The sequence below is a fragment of the Brevundimonas sanguinis genome (assembly GCF_029636725.1).
Classification (GTDB): domain Bacteria; phylum Pseudomonadota; class Alphaproteobacteria; order Caulobacterales; family Caulobacteraceae; genus Brevundimonas; species Brevundimonas sanguinis.
Genome location: NZ_CP116770.1, coordinates 1,392,851 through 1,418,202, shown reverse-complemented (window position 1 = coordinate 1,418,202; position 25,352 = coordinate 1,392,851). Strand labels below are relative to the sequence as shown.

At 67.0% G+C, this 25,352-nt stretch carries 26 protein-coding genes; 9 read left to right on the top strand and 17 right to left on the bottom strand.

Annotation, left to right across the window (positions count from 1 at the left end):
- Window positions 1–36: 36 nt before the first annotated feature.
- Together recO and PIB44_RS07175 are read right to left on the bottom strand one after the other, a co-directional pair.
- Window positions 37–768 (bottom strand): DNA repair protein RecO, encoded by a 732-nt coding sequence (gene recO, locus PIB44_RS07180; protein WP_278070883.1) that lies wholly within the window; start codon window positions 766–768, stop codon window positions 37–39.
- Complete coding sequence (locus PIB44_RS07175) at window positions 768–1,223, bottom strand: nuclear transport factor 2 family protein (RefSeq protein ID WP_278070882.1); 456 nt, start codon at window positions 1,221–1,223, stop codon at window positions 768–770. Before PIB44_RS07175 ends, recO begins: the two co-directional genes overlap by 1 nt.
- 194 nt (window positions 1,224–1,417) lie before the next feature.
- Here PIB44_RS07175 and scpC point away from each other — a divergent pair, with 194 nt between their 5' ends.
- The gene (gene scpC, locus PIB44_RS07170; RefSeq protein ID WP_227157893.1) at window positions 1,418–2,926 is read left to right on the top strand and encodes a succinyl-CoA:acetate CoA-transferase ScpC; all 1,509 of its coding nucleotides are present in this window, start codon (window positions 1,418–1,420) and stop codon (window positions 2,924–2,926) included.
- 144 nt (window positions 2,927–3,070) lie between these two features.
- Here the strand turns inward: scpC and PIB44_RS07165 are convergent, their stop codons facing one another.
- The 11 genes from PIB44_RS07165 to folK all read right to left on the bottom strand — a co-directional run bounded on the left by PIB44_RS07165 (window position 3,071) and on the right by folK (window position 13,023).
- Window positions 3,071–4,309, bottom strand: coding sequence for a serine hydrolase domain-containing protein (locus PIB44_RS07165; RefSeq protein ID WP_134580540.1), 1,239 nt, complete (start codon window positions 4,307–4,309; stop codon window positions 3,071–3,073).
- Window positions 4,310–4,313: 4 nt separating this feature from the next.
- Window positions 4,314–5,279 carry a GTPase Era gene (gene era, locus PIB44_RS07160; RefSeq protein WP_025976762.1) on the bottom strand — a complete coding sequence of 322 codons (966 nt, stop codon included), beginning with the start codon at window positions 5,277–5,279 and terminating at the stop codon, window positions 4,314–4,316.
- Complete coding sequence (gene rnc / locus PIB44_RS07155) at window positions 5,276–5,992, bottom strand: ribonuclease III (RefSeq protein WP_025976761.1); 717 nt, start codon at window positions 5,990–5,992, stop codon at window positions 5,276–5,278. The genes era and rnc overlap by 4 nt, the downstream gene beginning before the upstream one ends.
- Window positions 5,992–6,918, bottom strand: coding sequence for a signal peptidase I (lepB, locus tag PIB44_RS07150; protein ID WP_025976760.1), 927 nt, complete (start codon window positions 6,916–6,918; stop codon window positions 5,992–5,994). The genes rnc and lepB overlap by 1 nt, the downstream gene beginning before the upstream one ends.
- A gap of 112 nt (window positions 6,919–7,030) precedes the next feature.
- Window positions 7,031–7,432 (bottom strand): holo-ACP synthase, encoded by a 402-nt coding sequence (gene acpS, locus PIB44_RS07145; RefSeq protein ID WP_003165381.1) that lies wholly within the window; start codon window positions 7,430–7,432, stop codon window positions 7,031–7,033.
- Window positions 7,429–8,187 carry a pyridoxine 5'-phosphate synthase gene (locus PIB44_RS07140; RefSeq protein ID WP_278070881.1) on the bottom strand — a complete coding sequence of 253 codons (759 nt, stop codon included), beginning with the start codon at window positions 8,185–8,187 and terminating at the stop codon, window positions 7,429–7,431. Before PIB44_RS07140 ends, acpS begins: the two co-directional genes overlap by 4 nt.
- 33 nt (window positions 8,188–8,220) lie before the next feature.
- Window positions 8,221–8,805 carry an orotate phosphoribosyltransferase gene (pyrE, locus tag PIB44_RS07135; RefSeq protein WP_278070880.1) on the bottom strand — a complete coding sequence of 195 codons (585 nt, stop codon included), beginning with the start codon at window positions 8,803–8,805 and terminating at the stop codon, window positions 8,221–8,223.
- 45 nt (window positions 8,806–8,850) lie between these two features.
- Window positions 8,851–9,630, bottom strand: a complete 780-nt coding sequence (locus PIB44_RS07130; RefSeq protein ID WP_253120086.1) for an LOG family protein — start codon at window positions 9,628–9,630, stop codon at window positions 8,851–8,853.
- A 36-nt stretch (window positions 9,631–9,666) separates the two neighbouring features.
- The gene (locus PIB44_RS07125; RefSeq protein WP_253120719.1) at window positions 9,667–11,820 is read right to left on the bottom strand and encodes a RelA/SpoT family protein; all 2,154 of its coding nucleotides are present in this window, start codon (window positions 11,818–11,820) and stop codon (window positions 9,667–9,669) included.
- Between the two features lie 170 nt (window positions 11,821–11,990).
- Window positions 11,991–12,350: a DNA-directed RNA polymerase subunit omega gene (rpoZ, locus tag PIB44_RS07120; protein WP_003168108.1), complete on the bottom strand. Its 360-nt coding sequence runs from the start codon at window positions 12,348–12,350 to the stop codon at window positions 11,991–11,993.
- Window positions 12,351–12,480: 130 nt separating this feature from the next.
- The gene (folK, locus tag PIB44_RS07115) at window positions 12,481–13,023 is read right to left on the bottom strand and encodes a 2-amino-4-hydroxy-6-hydroxymethyldihydropteridine diphosphokinase (protein WP_278070879.1); all 543 of its coding nucleotides are present in this window, start codon (window positions 13,021–13,023) and stop codon (window positions 12,481–12,483) included.
- A gap of 33 nt (window positions 13,024–13,056) precedes the next feature.
- On the opposite strand from folK, the gene PIB44_RS07110 reads away from it, so the two are divergent.
- The gene (locus PIB44_RS07110; protein ID WP_278070878.1) at window positions 13,057–13,638 is read left to right on the top strand and encodes a LabA-like NYN domain-containing protein; all 582 of its coding nucleotides are present in this window, start codon (window positions 13,057–13,059) and stop codon (window positions 13,636–13,638) included.
- Entirely contained in the window at window positions 13,635–14,279 is a 645-nt protein-coding gene (locus PIB44_RS07105; RefSeq protein WP_278070877.1) for a uracil-DNA glycosylase, read from the top strand. The genes PIB44_RS07110 and PIB44_RS07105 overlap by 4 nt, the downstream gene beginning before the upstream one ends.
- 37 nt (window positions 14,280–14,316) lie before the next feature.
- Here the strand turns inward: PIB44_RS07105 and PIB44_RS07100 are convergent, their stop codons facing one another.
- A complete protein-coding gene (locus PIB44_RS07100) occupies window positions 14,317–15,525 on the bottom strand; it encodes an N-acetylmuramoyl-L-alanine amidase family protein (RefSeq protein WP_025976751.1) in 1,209 nt (402 codons plus the stop codon).
- Window positions 15,526–15,974: 449 nt separating this feature from the next.
- On the opposite strand from PIB44_RS07100, the gene PIB44_RS07095 reads away from it, so the two are divergent.
- The 3 genes from PIB44_RS07095 to PIB44_RS07085 are packed head-to-tail and all read left to right on the top strand — an operon-like array spanning window position 15,975 to window position 20,987.
- Window positions 15,975–18,665, top strand: coding sequence for an Rne/Rng family ribonuclease (locus PIB44_RS07095; RefSeq protein ID WP_278070876.1), 2,691 nt, complete (start codon window positions 15,975–15,977; stop codon window positions 18,663–18,665).
- A gap of 54 nt (window positions 18,666–18,719) precedes the next feature.
- Complete coding sequence (locus PIB44_RS07090) at window positions 18,720–20,144, top strand: M48 family metalloprotease (protein ID WP_025976749.1); 1,425 nt, start codon at window positions 18,720–18,722, stop codon at window positions 20,142–20,144.
- Window positions 20,145–20,189: 45 nt separating this feature from the next.
- Window positions 20,190–20,987: a DsbA family protein gene (locus PIB44_RS07085; protein WP_278070875.1), complete on the top strand. Its 798-nt coding sequence runs from the start codon at window positions 20,190–20,192 to the stop codon at window positions 20,985–20,987.
- Window positions 20,988–21,120: 133 nt separating this feature from the next.
- Here the strand turns inward: PIB44_RS07085 and PIB44_RS07080 are convergent, their stop codons facing one another.
- The 3 genes from PIB44_RS07080 to PIB44_RS07070 form a co-directional block, all read right to left on the bottom strand.
- Window positions 21,121–21,909, bottom strand: a complete 789-nt coding sequence (locus PIB44_RS07080) for a thiazole synthase (protein ID WP_278070874.1) — start codon at window positions 21,907–21,909, stop codon at window positions 21,121–21,123.
- Between the two features lie 194 nt (window positions 21,910–22,103).
- Entirely contained in the window at window positions 22,104–22,301 is a 198-nt protein-coding gene (gene thiS / locus PIB44_RS07075) for a sulfur carrier protein ThiS (RefSeq protein WP_024352991.1), read from the bottom strand.
- 93 nt (window positions 22,302–22,394) lie between these two features.
- Complete coding sequence (locus PIB44_RS07070) at window positions 22,395–22,712, bottom strand: hypothetical protein (RefSeq protein ID WP_278070873.1); 318 nt, start codon at window positions 22,710–22,712, stop codon at window positions 22,395–22,397.
- Window positions 22,713–23,008: 296 nt separating this feature from the next.
- Between PIB44_RS07070 and aroQ the strand changes: the two genes are divergently transcribed.
- Genes aroQ through accC form a run of 3 tightly spaced genes read left to right on the top strand, consistent with a single transcriptional unit; the run spans window position 23,009 to window position 25,348 of the window.
- The gene (gene aroQ / locus PIB44_RS07065; RefSeq protein ID WP_278070872.1) at window positions 23,009–23,464 is read left to right on the top strand and encodes a type II 3-dehydroquinate dehydratase; all 456 of its coding nucleotides are present in this window, start codon (window positions 23,009–23,011) and stop codon (window positions 23,462–23,464) included.
- Window positions 23,465–23,504: 40 nt separating this feature from the next.
- Window positions 23,505–23,990 carry an acetyl-CoA carboxylase biotin carboxyl carrier protein gene (gene accB, locus PIB44_RS07060; RefSeq protein WP_278070871.1) on the top strand — a complete coding sequence of 162 codons (486 nt, stop codon included), beginning with the start codon at window positions 23,505–23,507 and terminating at the stop codon, window positions 23,988–23,990.
- A 5-nt stretch (window positions 23,991–23,995) separates the two neighbouring features.
- Window positions 23,996–25,348, top strand: a complete 1,353-nt coding sequence (accC, locus tag PIB44_RS07055) for an acetyl-CoA carboxylase biotin carboxylase subunit (protein WP_025976744.1) — start codon at window positions 23,996–23,998, stop codon at window positions 25,346–25,348.
- Window positions 25,349–25,352: the final 4 nt, after the last annotated feature.

Here is a 25,352-nt window from a genome sequence, read left to right as displayed (position 1 = left end):
CAGAAACGCGCGAAGGGGCTTTGACGCGGGCAGGCGCTACAGCCGCCCCGCCTCGCCCAGCTTGTCGATCATCCAGACCCGCGCGGGCGGCAGCGGGCGGTTCAGGGCGTGGAAGACGAACTGCTCGAGGAAATGCCCGGTCAGCTCCAGCCCCGCCTTCACGTCGCCCGCGCCCAGCCCCGCCTGCGCGCCCAGCATGAAGGGCGGCAGGACCAGCAGCTTGTCGGCGTAGGGCGCGCCCGCCTCGCGGCTGACGGCGCGGCCGGTGCGGGGGCTGACCCAGACCAGATCGTCCATCGACCCTGTGGAGGCGCACCGCGACAGGTCGAGCCCAAACCCCAGGTCCTCCAGCAGCCCCGCCTCGAACCGCACGAAGATGGCGGGCCAGACCTCGGGCACCGCGAAGGCCGTCATCAGCGCCTCGAAAGCATAGAAGGCGCCGGGATGCGGCTCTCGCTCCGGCAGGGCGCCCTGCGCCACCGCAGCGGCGGCGCTGAGGCCGGTCAGGGCCAGCGGGTCGTCGAACAGGGCGGCCGGCCCCTCGCCCACGGGCTCCAGCCGCGCCGAACCCAGTTGATCCGATGTTCGCGACCTCAGGTCCGCCACAACCCTGGCGCCCGGCTGAAGGAAGGGCCGCATCTTGCGCGAGGCCCCGCCTGCGACATAGGCGGCACGGCGGCCATGCCGCTCGGTCAGCAGATCGACCACCGCCCCCGTATCGCCATGCGCCCGCGCCGACAGCACGAAGGCGTCGTCCTGAACCTCCATCAGTCGGCCTTGATGGCGTCGACGACGGCGCGCGCCCGGTCGTTCGGCACGGCGAAGCTGAGGACGTACTGCTCGATCTTCCAGCCGTCGTCGGTCAGACGCAGCACGCCCGAGCCGCGCGTGGTTCCATAAGCGTCGTTGTCCAGCACCTCGTCGAACCAGGCGACGCAGCGGCAATCGATCGGTGCGATGGTCACGGTTCGCGCCGTTGGGCGATAGGTCCAGCCACGCCCTTGCGAGAAGTAGGGCATGGCGTAGGCGCGGAACTCCGACAAGCTCCAGCGCTCAGCCGCATCCGTGCCGATGAAGCGCGCGTCCGGCGTGAAGGTCGCGAAGTAGGCCTCGCCGTCCGCGACGGAGGCGGCGGCGTGCATAGCGTCCAGCGTACGCTCGACTAGCGCGGTCTCGGCAGGCGCGGCGGACAGTTGAAGCATCATCAGGGCGGCGGTGATCATGGCTTTGTTCTAGTCCTGTTCCGTCCGTGGGGGAAGCACGGCCCGCCTCGTCGCATTCCTGATCCGTCCCCGCCTGCTGACGCCTTTGTGATCACAGACTGTTACGACCAAAGCCGTATTGGAATCAGGGTGATGCGGCGCCTATGTCCGCTTCGTTTTCCGAGCCCTTCCCGGCTCCAGTCGTCAGGTTTGCGATGTCCCGCGTCCGTAACGCCGCCCTCAAGTCGAAGATCATGTCCGCGCAGGACGCCGCCGCCCTGATCCCGGCGAACTCGACCGTGGGCATGAGCGGTTTTACCGGCTCGGGCTATCCCAAGGTCGTGCCAATGGCCCTGGCCGAGCGGATCGAGGCCGAGCACGCGGCCGGCAATCCGTTCCGGCTCAAGGTCTGGACCGGCGCCTCGACCGGGCCTGAGTTGGACGGCGCCCTGGCCAAGGCGGACGGCATCGAGTTCCGCCTGCCCTATAACTCTGACCCCATCGCCCGCGAGAAGATCAACAAGGGCGAGATGGAATACCTCGACATGCACCTGTCGCAGGTGGCCCCGGTGGCCTGGCAGGGCTTTCTCGGCCCGCTGGAGACGGCGGTGGTCGAGGTGTCGGGCATCCGAGAAGACGGGGCCCTGATCCCCTCGTCGTCCATCGGCAACAACAAGACCTGGCTGGACCGCGCCGACCGCATCATCCTTGAGGTCAACAGCTGGCAGAATGCGGCGCTGGAAGGGATGCACGACATCTACTACGGCACCGCCCTGCCGCCGAACCGGGTGCCGATCCCTCTGACCAAGCCGACCGATCTGATCGGCGAGACCGTCTTCCGCGTCGATCCGTCCAAGATCGCCGCCATCGTCGAGACGGACAGCCCCGACCGCAACCTGCCCTTCGCGGCGCCGGACGCCAGCGCCACGGCCATCGCCGGCCACCTGATCGAGTTCCTGCAGCATGAGGTGAAGCTGGGCCGCCTGCCCGCCCATCTGCTGCCGCTGCAATCGGGCGTCGGCAATGTCGCCAACGCCGTGCTGGCCGGCCTTCAGCACAGCCCGTTCGAGAACCTGACCGCCTATACCGAGGTGCTGCAGGACGGGATGCTGGACCTGCTGGACTCAGGCAAGCTGACCGTCGCCTCGGCCACCGCCTTCTCGCTCAGCCCCGAGGCCGCCGCCGATCTGAACAGCCGCATGGAGCAGTTCCGCGGCAAGATCATCCTGCGCCCGCAGGAAATCTCGAACCACCCGGAGATCATCCGCCGCCTGGGCTGCATCGCCATGAACGGCCTGATCGAGGCCGACATCTACGGCAACGTCAACTCGACCCACGTCATGGGCTCGCGCATCCAGAACGGCATCGGCGGCTCGGGGGACTTCGCGCGCAACGCCTACATCTCCTGCTTCGTCACGCCGTCGACGGCCAAGGGCGGCAAGATTTCCGCTATCGTCCCCATGGCCAGCCACGTCGACCACATCACCCAGGACGTGCAGGTCATCGTCACCGAACAGGGACTGGCCGACCTGCGCGGCCTGTCGCCCAAGCAGCGCGCGAAGGTCATCATCGCCAACTGCGCCCACCCCAACTATCGCGACGCGCTGGCCGACTACTACGCCCGCGCGATGAAGGGGTCGTACGGCCTGCAGTCGCCGCACCTGCTGACCGAGGCGCTGTCGTGGCACCAGCGCTATATCGAAACGGGGTCGATGAAGCCGTGACCGCCTCTCCTCCCCACTCCGTGGGGAGGGGGACCGGGTAGCGGTGGAGGGGCTTAATCACGTCGCAACCAAGCGGCCCCTCCGTCTCGGCGGCTATGGCCGCCGATCCACCTCCCCATGAAATGGGGAGGTGAAACCCGCGCCTCAGCGGCTCAGCGCGGCCGGGACCGGACGACCGAGGGCCTCGGCCATCGCCTGCTGATTGATCAGCAGCACCAGATCGCGCAGGTGGTAGTTGTTGGACAGCACCACCACCGTCACCTGCTCATCCGGCTGATAGGACACCAGGTTGCGGAAACCCGCCCAGCTGCCGGTGTGATAGATCTGGCGATCGCTGAACGGCGCCGAGGTCCGTTCGCCCAGGGCGCTGACATAGAGGCCATAGCCATAGGCCCGGTGCGGTCCGCGCCGCTCAGGCATGTCGTCGGGCGCGTGGTCCGCGATCAGGTCGGCATAGGCCTTACGGCTCAGCACATGGCCCTGATGCAGGCCGCGGTTCCAGGCCAGCATGTCGTCCAGCGTCGAATACAGCGCCCCTGCCCCCGCCACGATGCTGACGTTGGCGATCGGCTGCGGCGTCAGCCCGGCCGGGAACAGGCCGTAGCCCATGGCCAGGCCCTGAGCATCGTCGTGCACGTCAGAGCCGGTGTCCTTCATGCCCAGAGGCCGGAGGATGGACTGCTCCAGATAGTCTTCGAACGTCTGGCCGCTGGCCTTGGCCACGATTACGGCGGCCAGATTGAAGGCGGCGTTGTTGTAGCGGACCTTGGTCCCCGGCTCGAACTGCAGGCCATAGCGGGCCGACGCCTCGGTCAGCTCCTGCGGCGTGCGATGGGTGACGCGAATGCGCCCCCATTCGGCCTGAGCCATCAGGTCCGGAATGCCCGAGGTGTGCGACAGCAGGTGATGGATGCGCAGCGGCGCCCATGCGGCGGGGCACGGCTCAATCCATTTGCAGACGGGATCGTCAACCGACAGCTTGCCCTCGTCCTGAAGCTTCAGGACAGCGACGGCCGTGAACTGCTTGGACACCGAGGCCAAACGGAAACGGGTGTCCAGAGCGAACGGCGTGTCCTGCTCATAGTTCGCCTTGCCGTAGACCTGGCGGAACAGCACCTGATCGCCCTTGGACACCAGCACGGCGCCGGTGAACTGCTTGGCCGCAGCCAGGCGATCCAGCCGTTCCTTCAACTGCGGCAGGGCCTCGACCACCTCGACCGGCGGGCGCTTCGGCGCAGCCGGTTGGTTGACGACCGCCGCCTGGGTCTCAGGCGCAACGGCGTTGAGGAACCACGCGCCCGCCCCGGCCGATATCAGGCCGGCCGCGACGAGCGAGCCGAGAAACCAGGGCCTGCCGCCCGCGGTCTTGGGAACGATGAACACGAGACTAGACGTCAAACTCCAGGCCGAACTGGGCGTACAATGCCTTTGAGTCTTGCCATTTAGGATCGACTTTGACGGTCAAAAATAGGTGAACGGGCCGATCCAGGATCTCGATCAGCTCCTCGCGCGCCTTCTGACCGATCCATTTCAGGGTCTGTCCGCCCTTGCCGAGCACGATCGGGCGCTGGCTTTCCCGCTCGACATAGATGGTCTGTTCGATCCGGGCCGAACCGTCGGCGCGGTCCTCGAAGCTGGTCGTCTCGACCGCCGCCGAATAGGGCAGTTCTTCGTGGACGCGCAGATAGACCTTCTCGCGCGTGATCTCGGCGGCCAGCACGCGCAGCGGCACGTCCGCCGACTGGTCTTCGGGATAGAGCCACGGCCCCTCGGGCATGGCCATCGCCAGCCGCGTCATCAGATCGTCGACGCCGTCGCCGCTAAGGGCCGAGATCATGAAGACCTCGGAATAGACGCCCGTCTCGAACAGGCGCTGCGACAGGGCCAGCAGCGTATCGCGGCGCATCCCGTCGATCTTGTTCAGCGCCAGAATGACCTTGGTGTCCGTCGCCTGCAGGTTGGCGATGATGGTCTCTGTGTCCTCGGCCGAGCGACGGTCAGCAGGCGTGCCTTCACGTCCTTCCGCGTCGATATGCGACTGGGCGTCGATCAGGTGCACGACCACATCGGCGTCCTGCGCTCCGCCCCAGGCCGAGGCGACCATGGCGCGATCCAGACGGCGGCGCGGCGTGAAGATGCCGGGCGTGTCCACCAGCACGATCTGGGCGTCGCCCTTGATGGCGATGCCGCGCACAGGAAAGCGCGTGGTCTGGACCTTCTGGGTGACGATCGAGACCTTGGAGCCCGTCAACCGGTTCACCAGCGTCGATTTGCCCGCATTGGGCGCGCCGATGATGGCGGCGAAGCCCGCGCGCTGGTTGCTGATCTCGGTGGTTTCGGGGGTCTCGGTCAAATCACGCCTTCACGTTTCAAAAGAGCGACGGCGGCGGCCTTTTCCGCCTCCTGTCGCGAACGCCCTTGAGCTCGGGCGGGTTCATATCCTGTCACCGTCGCCTCGACCGTAAAGGTCGGCGCGTGGTCCGAACCGGTGCGCTGGACCACCGCATAGGTCGGCAGCGGACGGCCTTGGCCTTGCGCCCATTCCTGCAGGGCGGACTTAGGATTGGTGATGGCCGGCGCCGGGGGCGCAGCCAGTTCCTCGGCCCAGGCGCGCTCGAACACGGCCTGCGCCGCGATCAGGCCGCCGTCGCGATAGACGGCCGCCAGGATCGCTTCAACAGCATCGGCGATGACTCCGGCCTTTCTGCGGCCGCCGGTCTTGGTCTCGCCGGGCGACAGGCGCAGGGCGTCGCCGACGCCTAGTCGCTCGCCCACGCGGGCGCAGGCGGTCTTGTCCACCAGAGCGTGCAGACGGGCGGACAACTGCCCCTCGTCCGCCGCCGGAAACTCGTGCACCAGCCGGTCCGCGACCAGCAGGCCCAGCACCCGGTCGCCCAGGAATTCCAGACGCTCATTGTCGGCCGGAACCTGCGGCCCCGCGCCCTCGCCCACGCTGGAGTGGGTCAAGGCGCGTTCCAGAAGCTCAGGCTCGGCGAAAGCATGGCCAAGCCGACGACGCAGAGCCGCCACGGCCTCGGCGCGCACATTCGTGCGTCCGCCCGCCATCAGTCGAGGATCTTGAAGAACCGGCTGAAGCGCACGTTGGCGAACCAGCTGACCGGGTTGAACAACGAGGCGCCCGGCGTCCACGAGAACATGATGATCTCGGCCTTGCCGACCAGATTCTCGGCCGGAACCATGCCCACGCCCGACGACATCTCGACGCGGCTGTCGATCGAGTTGTCGCGGTTGTCGCCCATCATGAAGTAGTGGCCGGCCGGGACCTCATACAGCGGCGTGTCGTCCAGTTCGTTGCCGGGGCCGAAGTCCTGGGTCATGAAGCTCTTGCCGCCGGGCAGGGTCTCGCGGACCTGGGTCACGGCGCGCGGGCCGAACATGTCCGCCATCTCGGCGCGGGTGACCACCACGTCCTGCACCGGCGCGCCGTTGATGTAGAGCTTGTTGGCGATCATCTGCACCTTGTCGCCCGGCAGGCCGATCACGCGCTTGATGTAGTCGGTCTTGTTGTCGCGCGGCAGCTTGAACACGGCGATGTCGCCGCGCGCGGGCTCGCGTCCCAGGATGCGGCCGTTGAACACCGGCGGGCTGAACGGGATCGAATGCTTGGAATAGCCGTACGACCACTTCGACACGACGATGTAGTCGCCTTCGTACAGGTTCGGCTCCATCGAGGCCGACGGGATGGTGAAGGGCTGGAACAGCAGCACCCGCAGCACCAGCGCGATCAGCAGGGCGAAAACGACGGTCTTGATGATCTCGACCGTTTCGTTGCTCGCGGACTTTTCTTTCTTCACTCGCTTGGCCTTCCTGGAGCGCCGAGGCGCATAGATCGGGGTCTCGCTATCGAGAGCCTCGGGGTCGTCCCCGATGTCGAATGGCGCGTCGCCGTCATCGCTCCAGATCGGCCGTTGTTCAGCCGGATGAAGAGCTGGGTTGGCCGCTCCGCCGTTCGCCTTGGGGTCGTCGCTCATCGTCTGCTCGAATCCCCCGCCGAACGCGGGGTTTGAAGGTCGAGGCGTAGTCTCTGAAACGGCCGCGAGCAAGACTTTGGATGATGAAGGAACCGCAACCTTCGCGGCGGCGTCAGGCCTTGGGCAGGGCCTCGATCACCACGAAGGCGAGCGCATAGGGATGCTCGTCGCTGAGCGTCAGATGGATGCGCGCCTCATGACCCGGCGGCGTCAGACGGGCCAGGTGCTCGGCCGCGTGGCCGGTCAGGGCCAAGGTCGGCTGGCCGGACGGCAGATTCACCACCCCCATGTCGCGCCAGTAGACGTCAGAGCGCATCCCCGTGCCCAGCGCCTTGGCGCAGGCTTCCTTGGCGGCGAACCGCTTGGCGTAGCTCCACGCCGGGTCGGCCTTGCGGTCCGAGCGGGTGCGCTCCAGCTCGGTGAAGACCCGCTGTTTGAAACGGTCGCCGAAACGGTCCAGCGAGGCCTGAATGCGCCGAATGTCCGACAGATCGGCGCCGACGCCGATAATCACGACCCGGCCCCGAAAATCGCCTCGTCCATCGCCGCCCGCATCCGGCGGATGGCGGCGTCCAGCCCGACGAAGACCGCCTCCCCGATCAGGAAGTGGCCGATGTTCAGCTCGACGATCTCGGGAATGGCCAGGATCGACCCCGCCGTGGCGTAGTTCAGACCGTGGCCCGCATGGACCTCCAGCCCCAGAATATCCGCCTGAGCGGCGGCGGCGGCCAGGCGCTCGAACTCGGCTTCACGCTCGGCCGGATCGCCCAGCAGACAATAGCGGCCGGTGTGGAACTCGACCACCTGGGCGCCGACGGCGGCGGCGGCCTCGACCTGATCCTCGGACGGTTCGATGAACAGGCTGACGCGGATGCCGGCGTCCGACAGGGCCTTCACCACCGGGGCGATGCGGGCCTCATGACCGGCGACGGCCAGGCCGCCCTCGGTCGTCACTTCCTCGCGGCGTTCAGGCACCAGACAGGCGGCGTGCGGCGTGTGGCGCAGGGCGATGGCCAGCATCTCCTCCGTCACAGCCATCTCGAAGTTCAGCGGCTTGTCCGCGCGGCGGCACAGGGCCGTCAGCACGTCGATGTCGGCGTCGGTGATGTGACGGCGATCCTCGCGCAGATGGGCGGTGATGCCGTCGGCCCCGGCCGCCAGCGCCGCCTCGGCCGCGCGGGCCGGATCAGGATGAGCGCCCCCGCGCGCGTTACGAACCGTGGCGACGTGGTCGATATTGACGCCCAGACGAACCCGCTGACGCTTCATCCCGTTCTCTCTTCTCTACTTTGACCGTCTCTTTTATTTGGAAAGGCGGCGGCTGCCCGGGTCCTCGACCGGTAGGGCGGCCAGTTCCGGCGGCAGGGCGTCGGCCGGATAGGCAGGCACTTCCATCGAAGCCAGGGCGATCAGCGGCACGCCCACATCGACCTTCCCGCCCGAACGGTCGACGATGCAGGCGGCGGCGACGACTTCGCCGCCCGCCTTCTGGATCGCGGCGATGCATTCGCGCGAAGAAAGCCCTGTGGTAACGATGTCCTCGACCATTACGACCTTCTCGCCCGGCTCGACCGAGAAGCCGCGACGCAGTTTGAACTCGCCGCCCTCGCGCTCGACGTACATCGAGCGGACGTTGAGGTGCTTGGCGGTCTCATAGCCGGGAATGATGCCGCCCACGGCGGGCGAGATCGCCGCATCGACCGGGCCGACCGTGGCGACGATCTTTTCCGCCAGCGCCTTGCACAGGCGCTCGCAGCGAGCCCCGTCCATGAAGACCAGGTTCTTCTGCAGGAAGACCGGGCTGTGCAGGCCGGACGAGAGGACGAAATGGCCTTCGCGCAGGGCGCCGGCGTCGCGGAATTCGTGGAGGACGTCTTCAGTGTTCATGAACGCCGTCCTTAGACCCTGTGACGACCGCCCTCAACCCGCGCCCTATTTGATCTCGGCGTTGGGCTTCAGCCCGCCTTCCAGCAGCTTGGCCCAAACCGTCTCGGCGTCATCGGCGAAGGCGAACAGGTCCATGTCCGAAGCCTTGACCATGCCGTGCTCGATCAGGGTGTCGAAGTTGACGACCGAGCGCCAGTAAGCCTCGTCGAACAGGACGATGGGGATCGGCGGCGCCTTGCCGGTCTGGCGCAGAGTCAGGATCTCGAACAACTCGTCCAGAGTACCGAAGCCGCCGGGGAAGACCACCAGCGCATTGGCCCGCATGGCCAGGTGCATCTTGCGCATGGCGAAGTAGTGGAACTGGAACGTCAGTTCCGGCGTAGACCACGGATTCGGGAATTGCTCGTGCGGCAGGGTGACGTTGAAGCCGATCGACGGCGCCCCGGCCTCGTGCGCGCCCTGGTTGGCGGCCTGCATGATGCCCGGCCCGCCGCCCGTGGCGATGACGTTGTCGCGCACCTCGCCCGGCTCGCCGCGGAAGGCGCCGCCGCGTTCAGAGGCGATGCGGCCGAACTGGCGGGCCTGTTCGTACCAATAGGCGTGGCGGCCGTCGCCGTTGGCGCCCACGCGGGCGCTGCCGAAGACGACGATGGTCGAGCGCACGCCCCAGGCCTTCAGCGCCTGCTCCGCCTTTTCATACTCCATCAGGAAGCGCACGCCGCGCATCGATTCGCCCAGCAGGAAGTCCTGATCCAGGGCGGCCAGACGATAGGAGGGCGAGGCCACCTGGGCCTCGTTGGCGAGTCTTTGTTGTTCAGGAGACATTTCGACCTTTGAGAAAATGGATGGCGTCGGCGCGGCTCAGCCGCGCGCGCGATCGACCGTATCGACGTAAGGATTGGCCCTCAGCGCCGCAATGATCATGGTGGCGTGGCGGGCGTCCTCGACCTCCACGTCGATGTCGACGTCGTAGAAGTCGTGCTGACGATGGGCCATCGACAGGTTCAGGATGTTGCCGCCCGCCTCGCCGATGATGGAGGCCACCTGTCCCAGCACGCCGCGCGTATTGGTCAGGGTGGCGTGCAGCTTGACCGATCCGACGGCGCTGCGCTCGGCCTGCGGCGTCCATTGCAGGTCCTGCCAGACCGAGTCATCATCGGCGAAATCGGCCAGGGTCTGGCAGTCGATGGTGTGGACCGTCAGCCCCTTGTCCGGCTCAAGGATGCCGACGATGCGGTCGCCCGGAACCGGCGAGCAACACTGGCCGAAATGGATGCTGACGCCGGGCGTCAGCCCGCCGCCGCGCACGAACAGACGCGGCGATTCCTCGCCGATGCGCTTGCGCTCGGGTCCCGCCTTCAACTGACCCTTCAGCGCCGGGAACAGGGTCTCGGCCACGCGCGTCGCGGCCAGTCGGCCGCGACCGATGGCGTCGAACATGTCCTCTTCGGACGGCATGGCGAAGGTCTTCAGCACCTCCGTCAGCTTGACCTCGGCCAGCGACTTGCCCGCCCGCTCCAGCGTCTGCTCCAGCGTCGTCTTGCCCAGACGCACGAACTCTTCACGCTCGGAAGTGCGGATGTGGCGGCGAATGGCCGAGCGGGCCCGGCCCGTGACCGTCAGACTGCGCCAGTCGGTGGGGACTTCCCGCTTGGTCCCGCGAATGATCTCGACCACGTCGCCGTTCTGAAGCGCCGTGCGCATGGGCTTCAGCTCGCCGTTGATCTTGACCCCCACGGCCGTGTCGCCGACTTCGGTGTGGACAGCATAGGCGAAGTCCAGCGGCATCCCGCCGCGCGGCAGGGTGATGAGCGTGCCCTTGGGCGTAAAGACGAAGACCTGATCCAGGTACATTTCGAGCTTGGCGTGCTCGACCCAGTCTTCGCCTCCCTCTCCGTGTTCGATGACCTGAACAAGATGGCGCAGGTTCAGCAGGGGGTCGCGGCCGCCGTCAGCCTCCATCGCTTCGCGGTCGAAGCCATAGGACGAGTTCTTGTAGCGCCAGTGCGCCGCCACCCCGTCCTCGGCCACCCGGTCCATCGCCTCGGTGCGGATCTGCATCTCGATGCGCAGGCCGCCGGGCCCGACCACCGTGGTGTGCAGCGAGCGGTAGTTGTTCGACTTGGGCGTCGAGATGAAGTCCTTGAACCGCTCCGGCACCATCGGCCAGGCGCGGTGGATGACGCCCAGGGCGCGGTAACAGTCGTCCTCGCTCTCCACAATGACGCGGAAGCCGTAGATGTCCGACAGGGACGAAAAGCCGACCGTCTTGCGCTGCAGCTTGCGCCAGATGGAATAGGGCGTCTTTTCCCGTCCCTTGACCCGCGCCTGCACGCCAGCTTCGGCCAGAACGCGCTCGATCTCGGGCGAGACGGCCTCGATGGCGCTGCCGTTCTCAAGCTTCAGGGCCTCCAGACGACGCTGGATGGCGACGCGGGCCGTGGCGTTCAGATGCTCGAACGCCAGTTCCTCCAGCTCGGCGGCGATGGAGTGGATGCCGATAGAACGGCCCAAAGGCGCATAGACTTCCAGCGTTTCGCGGCTGATGCGCTCGCGCTTCTCCGGCTTCACGAAGTGAAGGGTCCGCATGTTGTGCAGACGGTCGGCCAGCTTGACCAGCAGCACCCGCACGTCCTTGGAGATGGCCAGGATGAATTTGCGCAGGTTCTCGGCCTGGCGCGTGTGTTCGGCCTGAAGCTCCAGCCGCGACAGCTTGGTCACGCCCTCGACGAGGATGGCGATCTCCTCGCCGAACATGGCGGCGATGTCGTCGCGGGTGGCGGAGGTGTCCTCCACCACGTCATGCAGCAGGGCGGTGACGATGGTCGCCGTGTCCAGCCGATAATCCGTCAGAATGCCCGCGACCTGGATCGGATGGGCGAAATAGGGATCGCCCGAGGCCCGCAGCTGCGAGCCGTGCATCTTCATCGCATAGACATAGGCGCGGTTCAGCAGCGCCTCGTCGGCGGTCGGGTCATAGGCCTTGACCGCCTCGATCAGTTCGAACTGGCGCATGATCGGTGCGCGCTTGGTATCAGACAATGCAGGGCCTTCAGACGACTTCGGCGCCGCCTCGGGAAGAGACGACGCCGATGTGTTGTCTTGCAGATTCGCGGCGGGGTCCATCGGCGTGTCCATCTGAGGCCGCGCCGTGCGCCTGGCTACCTTGGTGACCGGGTCGGTCGTCAGTAGCGCTCCTCCTGGCCCCCGTCGCGGTCGCTTTGCAGCGCACGGATCAGTTCGGCTTCGGCCATGTTCATGTGCTGCGGCTCGGCCAGCAGGGCCACGACTTCGGCTTCGTCCTCAGCCTCGGTGCGCTCATCGACGCGTTGCAGGGTGGTGATGATGTTCTCGCGCAATTCTTCCGGCACGACGGTTTCGTCGGCCAGTTCGCGCAGGGCCACGACCGGGTTCTTGTCGTTGTCGCGGTCCAGCGTCAGCGCGGCGCCGTTGGCGATGTTGCGGGCGCGGTGGCCGGCCAGCAGAACCAGACCAAAGCGGTTCGGCACCTTTTCGATGCAGTCTTCGACAGTGACGCGGGCCATGAAAATCCTCTGGCGGCAGGGAGAACCGCACAAAATATAGGTTGAAAGCCGATTGTGCAACGCCGCGAAGGCGTCATTGAGGCGGATCGGCGTCCGTCATCTCTCCCCTCGCCCGACAGCCCGCCCCGCGTCAAGCCCTGTGCAGCGGGAAGGCGTCGCGCCCGACCTGCGCCTCCGCCGCCAGTTCGCGCGCCATGCGGCCGCAGAGCGGATGCCTCCACTCGGGCGCCAGCTCGGCCAGCGGTCCCATGACGAACAGCCGTTCGGCCGCGCGCGGGTGCGGCAGGATCAGCCCGTCCAAGTCGCCGCTCAGTCGTCCATAGGCGATCAGGTCCAGATCCAGGGTGCGCGGGGCGTTGCGCGTCGTGCGCACCCGCCCGCAGACATCCTCGATCCGCGCCAGCGTCCGCATCAGGGTCCCGGCGTCCTGGGCGGTGCTGACGATCGCCACCCCGTTCAGGAACGGCGGATCGGTCGGATCGGGCCAGGCCTGCGACGACCACCAGGAGGACCGCGCCAGCACGTCGATCCCCTCGGCGCGAAATCGGGCCAGCCCCGCCTCCAGCGCCTCGACGCAGGACGACCATGCGCCCTTGTCATTGCAGCCCAGGGCGACGATGACTGCGTCATCCAGATCAGACGCCGTTTCGGCCGCGTCATTCCGGGCGTTCATTTTCTCGATCATTCCGACGGACTCATTTTCTTCATGACCGACTATCCCGACGACCGCATCGCCCTGTTCATCGACGGCGCCAACCTCTATTCGGCGGCTCGCGCCCTGAACTGCGATCTGGACTTCAAGAAACTGTCTCAGCGCTTCACCGGCGAGGGCCGGCTGATCCGCGCATATTATTACACAGCGGTGATCGAGGGCGAGGAATTCTCGCCGATCCGCCCCCTGGTCGACTGGCTCGACTACAATGGCTTCACCGTCGTGACCAAGCCGGTCAAACGCTATGTCGATGCGCAAGGCCACAGCCGCACCAAGGGCAATATGGACATCGAGATCGCGGTCGACATGCTGGAACTGGCGCCGCGCCTCGACCACGCCGTGCTGTTTTCCGGCGACGGCGACTTCCGCCGTCTGGTGCAGGCCATGCAGGCCAAGGGCGTGCGCGTCACCGTCGTCTCGACGGTCAAGAGCCAGCCGCCCCAGATTTCGGACGACCTGCGCCGTCAGGCGGACGCCTTCATCGACCTGGCCGACATCGTCAATGAGGTGGGCAAGCCCAAGGCCCCGATGAATCAGGGCGTGACCCGCACCCTGGATCGGAACGACCGCGCGTGAGCGCTTCTGTGAACCCCGAGCCGCCCCGCGACTGCCCCCTGTGCCCGCGACTGGTCGCCTATCGGGCCGAGAACGCGCGCCAGAACCCGGACTGGTGGAACGGCCCCGCGCCCTCGTTCGGCGACCCGAACGCGCGCCTGCTGATCGCAGGTCTGGCGCCCGGCCGCACCGGCGCCAACCGCACCGGCCGCCCCTTCACCGGGGACCACGCAGGCTGGCTGCTGTACGACACGCTGAAGAAGACCGGCTTCGCTGAAGGCCGATATGATCCGAACGGCGACGACGACCTGCGGCTGATCGACTGCATGATCACCAACGCCGTGCGCTGCGCCCCGCCGCAGAACAAGCCGACGGCGGCGGAGGAGAACACCTGCCGGCCCTTCCTGGTGGACCGGCTGGCCGCCCTGCCCCGCCTGAAGGTGATCGTCACGCTGGGCGACGTGTCCCGGCGCAGCATCCTGCGGACGCTGGGCTATCCCGGCTCGGCCATTCCGGCCGGGCATGGGGTCGAGGGCAAGGTCGGCCCCTACACCCTGATCAACAGTTATCATTGCTCGCGGCTGAACACGAACACCGGCCGACTGACCGCCGAAATGTTCGAGGACATCTTCCGGCGCGCGAAAGCGGCGCTGGAGGAATAACGCAAAGCCTTCCCCTCCCCATTGCATGGGGAGGACATCAGCCCCCGGCGATCTCGCCTGCAACCATCACCGGGGCGGCCGGTTCGCGGAAATAGCGGTCGATGCCCTCGGCGACCGAGCGCATCAGGCGGCGGCGGGCGCGTTCGTCGGTCAGGACGCGTTCGTCTTCCGGATTGGTGATGAAGCCCATCTCCAGCAGCACGGCGGGCACGTCGGGCGCCAGCAGCACCGCCAGACCCGCGTCGCGGTGGCTGCGGCGCAGCAGGGGATGGTTGTCGCCCTCGATATGGGTCAGCAGCACCCGCGCGAACTGGGCCGAGCGGTTCTGGGTGGCGCGCTGGGTCATGTCCAGCAGGATGCGGTCGACCGAGGGATCGCGGCCAGGCAGGCGCAGGTCGCGCTGCCAGTCTTCGCCCTTGGTGAACTCGCGCACGGCCCGTCCGGCGCCCTGTTCGGACAGGGTGTAGACGCTGGCGCCGCGCAGGGCCGGATCAGAACCGGCGTCGGCGTGCAGGGAGATGAACAGGTCCGCGCCCGCATCGCGCGCCACCTGAACCCGGCGGCCGTGAGCGACATAGACGTCGCCGTCTCGCGTCAGCCGCACGCGATAACGGCCGGTGCGCTCCAGCGCGGCCTTCAGCTCCTGAGCGGCGGCCAGGGTGACGGCCTTTTCCTGAACATGCTGGCCTTGCGCGCCCGGATCGCGGCCGCCGTGGCCTGCGTCGATGACGATGAGGGGCTTTTCAGCCCGAACCTGTTCGCGCCGCGGGGCGACGGCGGGCGCAGCGGCCGCGCCGGTAGCCTTCAGGTCGATGACATAGCGATAGTGAGCCACCCCATCGCCGGGCGGCAGCAGGAAACGGCGCTCGATCTCCGCGCCGCGCGCCAGGTCCAGCCGCACGCGCGACGAAGAGCCCGAAGCCGACACCTCATAGCCGCGCACCAGCCCGGAGCCTGAACCGTCCAGCCCACGCCCCGGCTGAACGCCCGACAGCGCCAGGATCACCCGCCCCGACGACCCGTCCTCAATCACCTGACCGCGCGTGCTGCGGCCCAGATCGACGACGATGCGGGTGCGCTGGGCGTCGCCGCCGAAGCGCAGGCGCATGACCTCTCCGTCCGGCCCGAAAGCCAGCCCGCGTCCGGCCGCCAGCACGACGACGCACACGACGACAACGGCCACGGCCGTCATCGCCCATTCGCGGACGCCCCAAAGGGCGAGATTGTCGCGCCACCGACCAGCCATGAACCGAAGTTACCCTGTAGTTTGTCCTTGCAGGATGCCGCCGCAGTTTAAGGATTTCGTTAAGACCTCTTATCGTCGCGGTTCTTTTATTTTCCGCCGCATGTGCCTATTATGAGTTCCGCATGCGACTGATCGCGCCGCCCGCAGTTCTGCGGGACCGGCCGCGCCCTCCTCGCGGCGTTGACTTTCACCTATTCCGAGGATCGCCCGGCCTGGCCGACGATCCGGAGAACGGGTTCAGGACGCAGCCTTGATCGGCGCGTTCGGGCCCAGGACCGACAACCTTATGGGCCACTACGCCTGCGATCCTCTTCGGCAAGACCTTGCCGCACTCGCTTTCTGCGAGGGGATGACGCGCGCCCCGGCCCCCATTTCCATTCGGCGAGCCGCCCCCATTCCCGCGATTGAACTCGCGGCGCACGGCCTGGCGCGCCTGAGAGAGACCCTTCATGTCAAAAACCATGTTGATCGACGCGGCGCACGCGGAAGAAACGCGCGTCGCGATCGTAGACGGCCGCCAGGTTGAGGAATTCGATTTCGAATCCCGCGCGCGTCGCCAGCTTCGCGGGAACATCTATCTCGCCAAGGTCACCCGCGTAGAGCCCAGCCTGCAGGCCGCCTTCGTCGAGTACGGCGGCAACCGCCACGGCTTCCTCGCCTTCAACGAAATTCACCCCGACTACTATCAGATCCCGGTCGCCGACCGCGAAGCCATCATGGCCGAAGCGCAGTCGGACGACGACGACGATCACGATGATCTGGGCCGCGAGAGCGACGACGGCGAATCGGAAGGCGGCCTGGCCGACGAGGAGCGCCTGAAGCGTCGCCTGATGCGCCGCTACAAGATCCAGGACGTCATCAAGCGCCGTCAGATCCTGCTGGTGCAGGTCGTCAAGGACGAGCGCGGCGCCAAGGGCGCGGCCCTGACCACCTGGCTGTCGCTGGCTGGCCGCTACTGCGTGCTGATGCCCAACACCGGCAAGGGCGGCGGCATCTCTCGCAAGATCACCAACACCTCGGACCGTCGCCGCCTGAAGGCCGCCGCCGCCGCGCTGAAGGTGCCGCAGGGCATGGGCCTGATCATCCGCACGGCCGGGGCCAAGCGCACCCGCGCCGAGATCAAGCGCGACTATGAATATCTGCTGCGCCTGTGGTCGACGATCCGCGAGACGACGCTGAGCTCCAACGCGCCGGCGATGATCTACGAGGAAGAAAACCTGGTCCGTCGCGCCGTGCGCGACATGTACGACAAGGACTTCGACGGCATTCAGGTCGAGGGCGTCGAGGGCTTCAAACAGGCGCGCGATTTCATGCGCGTGCTGATGCCCTCCCAGGCCAAGAAGATTCATCTCTATCAAGGCTCGCGCCCGCTGTTCGCCGCGAACGGCATCGAAGAGGTGCTGGCCCAGATTCACCAGCCGGTCGTGCCGCTGAAGTCGGGCGGCTATCTGGTCATCAACCAGACCGAGGCCCTGGTGGCCATCGACGTGAACTCGGGCCGCTCCACCAAGGAGCGCAACGTCGAGGCCACGGCCACCAAGACCAACATGGAAGCCGCCGTCGAGGCCGCCCGCCAGCTGCGCCTGCGCGACCTGGCCGGTCTGATCGTCATCGACTTCATCGACATGGACGAGGGCAAGAACAACCGCGCGGTTGAGAAGGCCGTCAAGGACGCCCTGGCCAAGGACCGCGCCCGCATCCAGATGGGCCGCATCTCGGGCTTCGGCCTGATGGAGATCAGCCGTCAGCGCCGCCGTCTGGGCGTGATCGAAGGCGCCACCGAGGTCTGCGAATGCTGCCAGGGCGCCGGACGCGTCCGCTCGGCCGAATCGGCGGCCCTGACCACCCTGCGCGCCGTCGACATCGAGGCCGGCAAGAACGGCGCGGGTTCGGTGAACCTGCGCGTCTCGACCGCCGTGGCGCTGTACATCCTGAACCACAAGCGCGCCTATCTGCAGTCCCTGCTGGAACAGCGCGGGTTGAACGTCGTCATCCAGATCGACGACAGCCTGGCTCAGGGCGAGCACTCGATCGAGCGCACCGAAACCAACGAGGACTTCGTCGCGCCGGAAAGCCACATCGACCTGGCCGACCTGGACGACGGCTTCGACGACAGCGCGTTCGACGATGAAGACGAGGATCACGACGAGGACGAGGACTTCGGCGACGATCAGAACGAGGCCGAACTGGAGTCTGAAGACGAGGACGACGACGAAAGCCGCGCTCGTCAGGAACAGGACGATGACGGCCGTGGCGGCCGTCGCCGCCGTCGCCGTCGCGGCGGAGGTCGGGAGGATGAAGCCGAAGCCGTCGTCGCAGACGACGATGACGACGGGCGCGGCGGTCGCCGTCGCCGGGGCCGCCGCGGTGGTCGCCGGGTGCGTGAGGAAGGCGAACGCGACGTCTTCACCTGGGTGCGCGGCCGCACGCCGTCGCTGCAGGACCCCTATGTCTGGTTCGACCCGATCAACCCGGCGCCGGTGCGCGCCGAACGCGTCGCCGAGGATGACGCCGAGCGCAGCCACGAGCCGCGCGATGTTCACGCCGAACAGGCGACCGAGGGCGAAGGCCGCAACGGCCGCTCGCGCCGTCGTCGCGGTCGTGGTCGCGGCCGGAGCGAGGTGACGCATGAGGCCAAGGTCGAGGATCGCGCCGTCAACGAAGGCCTGCCGCCTGTCGGCTCGCCCGACACGCCCATCGCCATGGTGATCGACGAAGAAACGTCGAACGGTTCGCCCGAAACGGCGACCGAGGCCGTCCCGGTGCTGGAGCCCGTCGAGGCGCCCAAGCGTCGCCGCGTGCGCCGCAAGGTCACCTCGGCCATCGCCGAGGAGCTGAACGAGGTCGCCGCCGAGCAACAGGCCGAAGCCGCCGCCCCCGAGGCGATCGCTGCCGAGGCTGAGGCTGCCGCAGAGGCCAAGCAATCGGCCCCAGTCCCGGCCGAGCTGGACGTCACGCCCGCCGTGGCCGCCCGCATCGAGCAGGCGATCGAGGAGGTTCTGGCCGAGGAAGCCGTCGTCCTGGCCGAACCGGTCACGGCGCCGACGCCCGAAGTCGATATCGCCGCCATCATCGCCGAGGATCCGAACCAGATCGTCGCCCCGCCGACCAAGCCGAAACGCGGCTGGTGGCGCCGTTGATCGGACACGATTAGGCTGGAAGCTGCGGGGGAGACGATCGCTCTGGAGTTCTTCATGACCAGGACGCCCCCCGCCGCACCCCGCTTCCGGCGCTATCTGGCCGCCGGGGTCGGCGCCCTTGCGGTGCTGGCCTCGGCCGCTGCGGCCCAGGCCCAGAGCCTGATCCGCGACACCGAGATCGAAGGCATCATCCACGACTGGTCCGAGCCCGTGCTGGACGCGATGGGCCTTGACCCGAACGAGGTCGAGATCCTGCTGGTCAACGACAACGACCTGAACGCCTTCGCCACGCGCGGGCGGATCATGGGGTTGAACACCGGCCTGATCCTGCGGACCAAGAGCCCCAATCAGCTTCTGGGCGTGATCGCTCACGAAGCCGGCCACATCAAGAACCGCCACACCCTGCGCGACGGCGCCCAGAACGCCGGCATGCAGCCGATGATCATGACCATGGCCCTGGGCGCCCTGGCCGCGATCGCGGGCGCGCCGGACGCGGGCGCAGCGCTTTTGGCCTCAAGCCAGTATTTCGGCACGCTGGGCGCTCTGCGTTACATGCAGAGCCAGGAGGGCGAAGCCGACATCACCGGGGCCCGGGCCCTGGAGCGCGCCGGGGAATCCGGGCGCGGCATGGTCGAGTTCTTCGAGAACTTCCGCTCGCAGGAAATCTTCTCGGACCAGCGGCGCTATCCCTATTTCCGCAGCCACCCCCTGTCGTCCCAGCGGATCGAGGCCCTGCGCCCCGCCGTCGAGGCCGCCTCCCACTACGACAAGCGCGACAGCACGCAGCGCATGGCTGAGCACGCCTTGGTCGTGGCCAAGATTCGCGCCTTCATGGACGCGCCCAACGCAACCTTGCGCGACTATCCGTCCAGCGACGCCTCCCTGCCCGCCCGGTACGCCCGCGCCATCGCCTGGTACCGGGACGGCCAGACGCAGAAGGCGTTGGACGCGGTCGACGTCCTACTGACCGAACAGCCCGAAAACCCTTACTTCTGGGAGCTCAAGGGCCAGATCCTGTTCGAGGAAGGCCGCCCGGCCGAGGCCATCGGCGCCCATGAACGCTCCGTCGAGCTGAAGCCGGACGCGCCGCTGCTGCGCATCAACCTGGCCCACGCCCTGATCGAAACCAACGACACGGCCCGGCTGACCGAGGCGGAAGACCAGTTGAAGCGCGCCCTGGCGCTGGAGGCCGATAACAACCTGGCCTGGCGCCTGCTGTCTCAGGCCTACTCCAGCCAGGGCAAGGAGGGCGAGGCGCGCCTGGCTTCGGCCGAATACTGGTTCGCCCTGCGTCGCCCGGATCAGGCGGCCCAGTTCGCCATGCGGGCGCGCGACATGCTGGACCGCAACTCCATCGAATGGCGCCGCGCCACCGACATCGTCCTGGCCTCGGGCGCGACCGAGAAGGACATCACCGACGCCGAGCGCCGCAACGAACAGCGCAGCCGCTCCGGCGTCATCCCGCCCGGCGGGGAATGAGCCCTTCCCGCCCCCTACTGCACTGCCTGATAATACGAGACCCTGATGACCGACGACGCGCGCCCCGAACCGACCCCGACCGCCACGCCGAAGAAGGCGCGGCTGGGCCTGTCGGGCACGACGCTGGGCTGGGCCGCCGCAGGCATGTCGGCTGTCGCCCTGGCCCTGTCGGCTGCGCCCTATCTGACCGGCGGTTTCGGCGAGCGGGTGCGGGCCTATCTGATCCAGAACCCGCAGGTGCTGGACGAAGTGCTGGCTGCGCGTGAGGCGGCCGAATCCCAGTCGCGCGTGCAGAGCATCAACGCCGCCGCCGCCGCCAATCCGACCCTGCTGGCCGCCGATCCGCGCGACCCGGCGTTCGGCCCTGAGAACGCCAAGGTGACGGTGATCGAGTTCTTCGACTTCCGCTGCCCCGGCTGCAAGGCGGTTGCCCCCGAATACCGCGCCCTGATGGCCGCCCACCCCGAGGTGCGCTTCGTCTTTAAGGATTGGCCGATCCTGGACCGGGGCGAGGATGTGACGTCCCAATACGCCGCGCGCGCCGCCCTGGCCGCGCATCAACAGGGCAAGTATCTGCCCGTCTATGACGCCCTGATGGCCGAGCGCGCGCTGGACCGCGGCGCCATCGACCGCATCCTGACCGACAACGGCGTCGACATGGCCAAGGCGAACGCCGCCATCTCGGCCCCCGAGATGACGCGCCACGTCACCGACATCCACACGGCGGCGGCGGCGCTGGGCCTGCAGGGCACGCCGACCTTCTTCATCAACGGCGTCGCCAGCCCCGGCATCGACCCGCGCGAGGTCGGCGCCCTGATCGAGGCCGCCAAGAAAAAGGGCTGACGCCTTTCCTCCCCATTTTATGGGGAGGGGAACCGCGAAGCGGTGGAGGGGGCTCAGCAACGGCTGAACCAAGCGTCCCCTCCGTCAGTCGCCTATCGGCGCCGCGCCACCTCCCCACGTCGTGGGGAGGCGATCAGATCAGCCCCGCCAGCGGCGAGGACGGATCGGCGTAGAACCGCTTCTTCATCCGCCCGGCCAGATAGGATTCGCGCCCGGCGATGACGGCGTGCTTCATCGCGCTGGCCATCAGGATCGGGTCGCGCGCCTCGGCGATGGCGGTGTTCATCAGCACGCCGTCGCAGCCCAGCTCCATCGCAATGGCGGCGTCAGAGGCCGTGCCGACGCCCGCGTCGACCAGCACCGGCACCTTCGATTGCTCCACGATCAGGCGGATGTTGATCGGGTTCTGCACCCCCAGCCCCGAGCCGATCGGCGCGCCCAGCGGCATGATGGCCACGGCGCCCGCGTCCTCCAGCTTGCGCGCATAGACCGGGTCGTCGGTGCAATAGACCATGACCTCGAAGCCCTCGGCGGTCAGCAGCTTCAGCGACCGCAGGGTCTCTTCCATGTCGGGGAACAGGGTCTTGGGGTCCGACAGCACCTCCAGCTTGACCAGGGTCCAGCCGCCGGCCTCGCGCGCCAGACGCAGGGTCCGCACCGCGTCCTCGCCGGTGAAGCAGCCCGCCGTGTTGGGCAAATAGGTGTATTTCTTCGGATCGATGAAGTCCGTCAGCACAGGCTGGTTCGGATCGGTCAGGTTGACCCGGCGCACGGCCACGGTGACCATCTCGGCGCCCGACGCCTCGGCCGCCGCCGCGTTCTGGGCGTAGTCGCGATACTTGCCGGTGCCCACGATCAGGCGCGAGTTGAAGGTGCGGCCGGCGACGGTCCAGCTGTCGGTGCGGGGAGCGGTGTCAGTCATGCCTAGGGAAGTAGCGCCGCCCGCCGCCGGGGGGAAGCGGCGTTGCGGGATTTGATGAGCGCGCGCCCCCTCCCGCTCCTCCCGGCGGACGCCGGGATCCAGTAAGAGCCTCACGCGCAACCTTTTGAAGGGCGAACCTGTCGCCAAAGGACTGGATCCCCGCGTCCGCCGCGATGAGCGGAGCATAGGGGGCCTCAGCCGCCGCCCACGAACTGCACCAGTTCGATCCTGTCGCCCTCGGCCAGCGCCGTCTCTCCGTGGAGCGAGCGCGGCACGATCTCCAGATTGCGCTCGACCGCCACCTTCTTGGGGTCCAGCGACAACTCCTGAACCAGACCCAGAATGGTCGTGGCGCCGGTCTCCCGCGCCTCGCCGTTGACTTCGATACGCAAACTGTTCGCTCCAGACGATGCAGGGTTGAGAGGCAGATATGGGCTTCTGACCTAGAGAGATCAATTCCAACACCTTTTGCCCGAGGCAGTTTTTCAACTATCCTTTTCTGAGTTCGATTTGACGCCCGAGCTTTTCGAAGCGGCGGTTATCTCAACCAAACCCCAGATGGCTGTTGGCGCAGAAATAATGCCGCCGAAAATTACCCCCAGAAGAATCAACTTCTGACGGTCCACAGGTATTAGCGAAATAGCAAACAAAACAACGCAAAATGGTCCAAAAAACAGGATCAACCAAAGGATATTTTTACCCCGCAATCTCAATCTATGATCTAGCCAAACCAAGAGCCAAACCCAGGCAACAAGACCTAGCAGAAAGGAGACTAATGAAAAGAAATGGGCAAACACGCTCACACCGGCCGTCCCCCTAAAATACGATAATGTGGAAAAACTCTCGCTAAAAACTAGCCTTCGTTGACGTAAAATTTCAGACATCCGTCTCTTTACTTACAAGATATTCGGATCCTTGATGTCTAGCGAAGCTCAATCTCGCGCCCGACAATTATAACGTCGCTAAGCTGCGGTCGATCGAAATAAATTCACACCCTTTCCCTACGTCACCCTTTTTCCTCGCCCGCTTTGCGCCGCGCGCCACCTGGGCTACAACGCGCGCTCGATTCCGCGCGGCGGCGCGCCTGTTTTGCGAGCGAATGCCCGAAACCCTCACCCTGTATGTCCTGAACGGGCCGAACCTGAACCTGCTGGGGGTTCGGGAGCCGGACATCTATGGCCGCGAGACGCTGGCCGACGTTCAGGCCATGTGCGAGGCGGCGGCCGACGGCGCGCGCGTGGTGTTCCGCCAGTCGAATCATGAAGGCCAGCTGGTCGACTGGATCCAGGAATCCAGGACCGAGGCCGACGCCCTGGTCATTAACCCGGCCGCCTTCACCCACACCTCGGTGGCCCTGCTCGACGCGCTGAAGACGCTGAGCATCCCCGTGGTCGAATGCCACCTGTCGAACCCCGCCGCACGCGAGGCGTTTCGGCATCACTCTTATGCGTCCCTGGCCGCGACCGGCGTGATCGCCGGCTTTGGCCCCCACAGCTATGAATTGGCCGTCCGGGCCGCCCTGGACCTGGCGCGTCGCGCCGGGGCCAAGGGCTGACCGCCGCGCGCCGTCAGAAGATAAAGTAGAAGAGACCCTCATGTCCGACGACAAGAACAAGCACATCGACGCCGATCTGGTCCGCAGCCTGGCCGACATCCTGAACGACACCGATCTGACCGAGATCGAGGTCGAGCGCGGCGATCTGAAGATCAAGGTCAAGCGCGAAGTCACCGTCGCCGCCGCCCCGATCCACTACGCCGCTGCTCCGGCTCCGGTCGTGCACGCCGCCCCGGCCGCCGCCCCGGCCTCCATGCCGTCGGACCCGGCTGCCATCGTCGCCCGCTCGGGCGAAGAGGTGAAGTCGCCGATGGTCGGCACCGCCTATCTGCAGCCGGCGCCGGGTTCGGATCCCTTCATCAAGGCCGGCGACAAGGTCAAGAAGGGCCAGACCCTGCTGATCGTCGAAGCCATGAAGACCATGAACCCGATCCAGGCGCCGCGCGACGGCGTGGTTGCTGAGATCCTGGTGGGCGACGCCCAGCCGGTCGAGTTCGGCGAAGCCCTGGTCGTGCTGGAAGCCTGAGCCCCATGTTCACCAAGGTCCTGATCGCCAACCGGGGCGAGATCGCGCTGCGCATCCACCGCGCATGCAAGGAGATGGGAATCTCCACCGTCGCCGTTCACTCCGAGGCCGACCGCGGCGCCATGTGGGTGCGTCTGGCCGACGAGAGCGTCTGCATCGGCCCTGCGCCGGCGGCCAAGTCCTATCTGAACATCCCCTCGATCATCGCGGCGGCCGAGATCACCGGCGCCCAGGCGATCCACCCGGGCTACGGCTTCCTGGCCGAGAACGCCCGCTTCGCCGAGATCATCGAAGCCCACGGCATGACCTTCATCGGGCCCAAGCCGGAGCATATCCGCGTCATGGGCGACAAGATCACCGCCAAGCAAGCCGTGAAGGACGCGGGCATCCCCGTCGTCCCCGGCTCTGACGGCGAGGTCGAGACGGTCGAACAGGCCATCGAGGCGTCCAAGGCCATCGGCTTCCCCCTGATCGTCAAGGCGGCCGCCGGCGGCGGCGGTCGCGGCATGAAGGTGGCCCAGACGGCCGACGATCTGGTCGAGGCCGTACAGACGGCCCAGGCCGAGGCCCTGGCCGCCTTCGGCAACGGCGCCGTCTATATGGAGCGCTATCTCCAGAAGCCGCGCCACATCGAGATTCAGGTCATCGCCGACAGCCACGGCAACGTCGTCCACCTGGGCGAACGCGACTGCTCGCTGCAGCGCCGTCACCAGAAGGTGCTGGAAGAGGCCCCCTCTCCCGCCCTGTCCGCCGAAGGCCGGGTCAAGATCGGCGAGACGGTCAACAAGGCCATCGCCGCCATCGGCTACCTGGGCGCCGGGACCATCGAGTTCCTGTGGGAGGACGGCGAGTTCTTCTTCATCGAGATGAACACCCGCCTGCAGGTCGAACACCCGGTCACGGAAATGATCACGGGCGTCGATCTGGTGCGCGAACAGATCCGCATCGCCGCGGGCCTGCCGCTGTCGTTCAAGCAGGAAGACATCACCTTCGAGGGCCACGCCATCGAGGTGCGGATCAACGCCGAGAACGCCGAGACCTTCACGCCCTCCCCGGGCACGATCACCGAGTTCCACGCCCCAGGCGGCCTGGGCGTGCGACTGGATAGCGCCATCTACGCCGGCTATTCGATCCCGCCCTATTACGACAGCCTGATCGGCAAGCTGATCGTCCACGGCCGCGACCGCGAGGAAGCGCTGGCCCGGCTGAAACGCTCGCTGGGCGAGACGGTCATCAGCGGCGTCGACACCACCATCCCCCTGTTCCAGAAGCTGTTGCAGGAGCCGGACATCCTGTCGGGCGACTACGACATCCACTGGCTGGAGAAGTGGGCGGCGGCGCAGAAGGCCAAGGCCTAACCCC

Coding starts and splice junctions, on each gene's coding strand:
- aroQ (WP_278070872.1), top strand. CDS start 23,009: ATGCCCGAAACCCTCACCCTGTATGTCCTGAACGGGCCGAACCTGAAC.
- recO (WP_278070883.1), bottom strand. CDS start 768: ATGGAGGTTCAGGACGACGCCTTCGTGCTGTCGGCGCGGGCGCATGGC.
- rnc (WP_025976761.1), bottom strand. CDS start 5,992: ATGGCGGGCGGACGCACGAATGTGCGCGCCGAGGCCGTGGCGGCTCTG.
- rpoZ (WP_003168108.1), bottom strand. CDS start 12,350: ATGGCCCGCGTCACTGTCGAAGACTGCATCGAAAAGGTGCCGAACCGC.
- accC (WP_025976744.1), top strand. CDS start 23,996: ATGTTCACCAAGGTCCTGATCGCCAACCGGGGCGAGATCGCGCTGCGC.
- PIB44_RS07140 (WP_278070881.1), bottom strand. CDS start 8,187: ATGAAGCGTCAGCGGGTTCGTCTGGGCGTCAATATCGACCACGTCGCC.
- PIB44_RS07085 (WP_278070875.1), top strand. CDS start 20,190: ATGACCGACGACGCGCGCCCCGAACCGACCCCGACCGCCACGCCGAAG.
- PIB44_RS07090 (WP_025976749.1), top strand. CDS start 18,720: ATGACCAGGACGCCCCCCGCCGCACCCCGCTTCCGGCGCTATCTGGCC.
- PIB44_RS07125 (WP_253120719.1), bottom strand. CDS start 11,820: ATGCGCCAGTTCGAACTGATCGAGGCGGTCAAGGCCTATGACCCGACC.
- PIB44_RS07175 (WP_278070882.1), bottom strand. CDS start 1,223: ATGATCACCGCCGCCCTGATGATGCTTCAACTGTCCGCCGCGCCTGCC.
- PIB44_RS07100 (WP_025976751.1), bottom strand. CDS start 15,525: ATGGCTGGTCGGTGGCGCGACAATCTCGCCCTTTGGGGCGTCCGCGAA.
- PIB44_RS07110 (WP_278070878.1), top strand. CDS start 13,057: ATGACCGACTATCCCGACGACCGCATCGCCCTGTTCATCGACGGCGCC.
- scpC (WP_227157893.1), top strand. CDS start 1,418: ATGTCCCGCGTCCGTAACGCCGCCCTCAAGTCGAAGATCATGTCCGCG.
- PIB44_RS07080 (WP_278070874.1), bottom strand. CDS start 21,909: ATGACTGACACCGCTCCCCGCACCGACAGCTGGACCGTCGCCGGCCGC.
- accB (WP_278070871.1), top strand. CDS start 23,505: ATGTCCGACGACAAGAACAAGCACATCGACGCCGATCTGGTCCGCAGC.
- lepB (WP_025976760.1), bottom strand. CDS start 6,918: ATGAGCGACGACCCCAAGGCGAACGGCGGAGCGGCCAACCCAGCTCTT.
- PIB44_RS07130 (WP_253120086.1), bottom strand. CDS start 9,630: ATGTCTCCTGAACAACAAAGACTCGCCAACGAGGCCCAGGTGGCCTCG.
- folK (WP_278070879.1), bottom strand. CDS start 13,023: ATGAACGCCCGGAATGACGCGGCCGAAACGGCGTCTGATCTGGATGAC.
- pyrE (WP_278070880.1), bottom strand. CDS start 8,805: ATGAACACTGAAGACGTCCTCCACGAATTCCGCGACGCCGGCGCCCTG.
- PIB44_RS07095 (WP_278070876.1), top strand. CDS start 15,975: ATGTCAAAAACCATGTTGATCGACGCGGCGCACGCGGAAGAAACGCGC.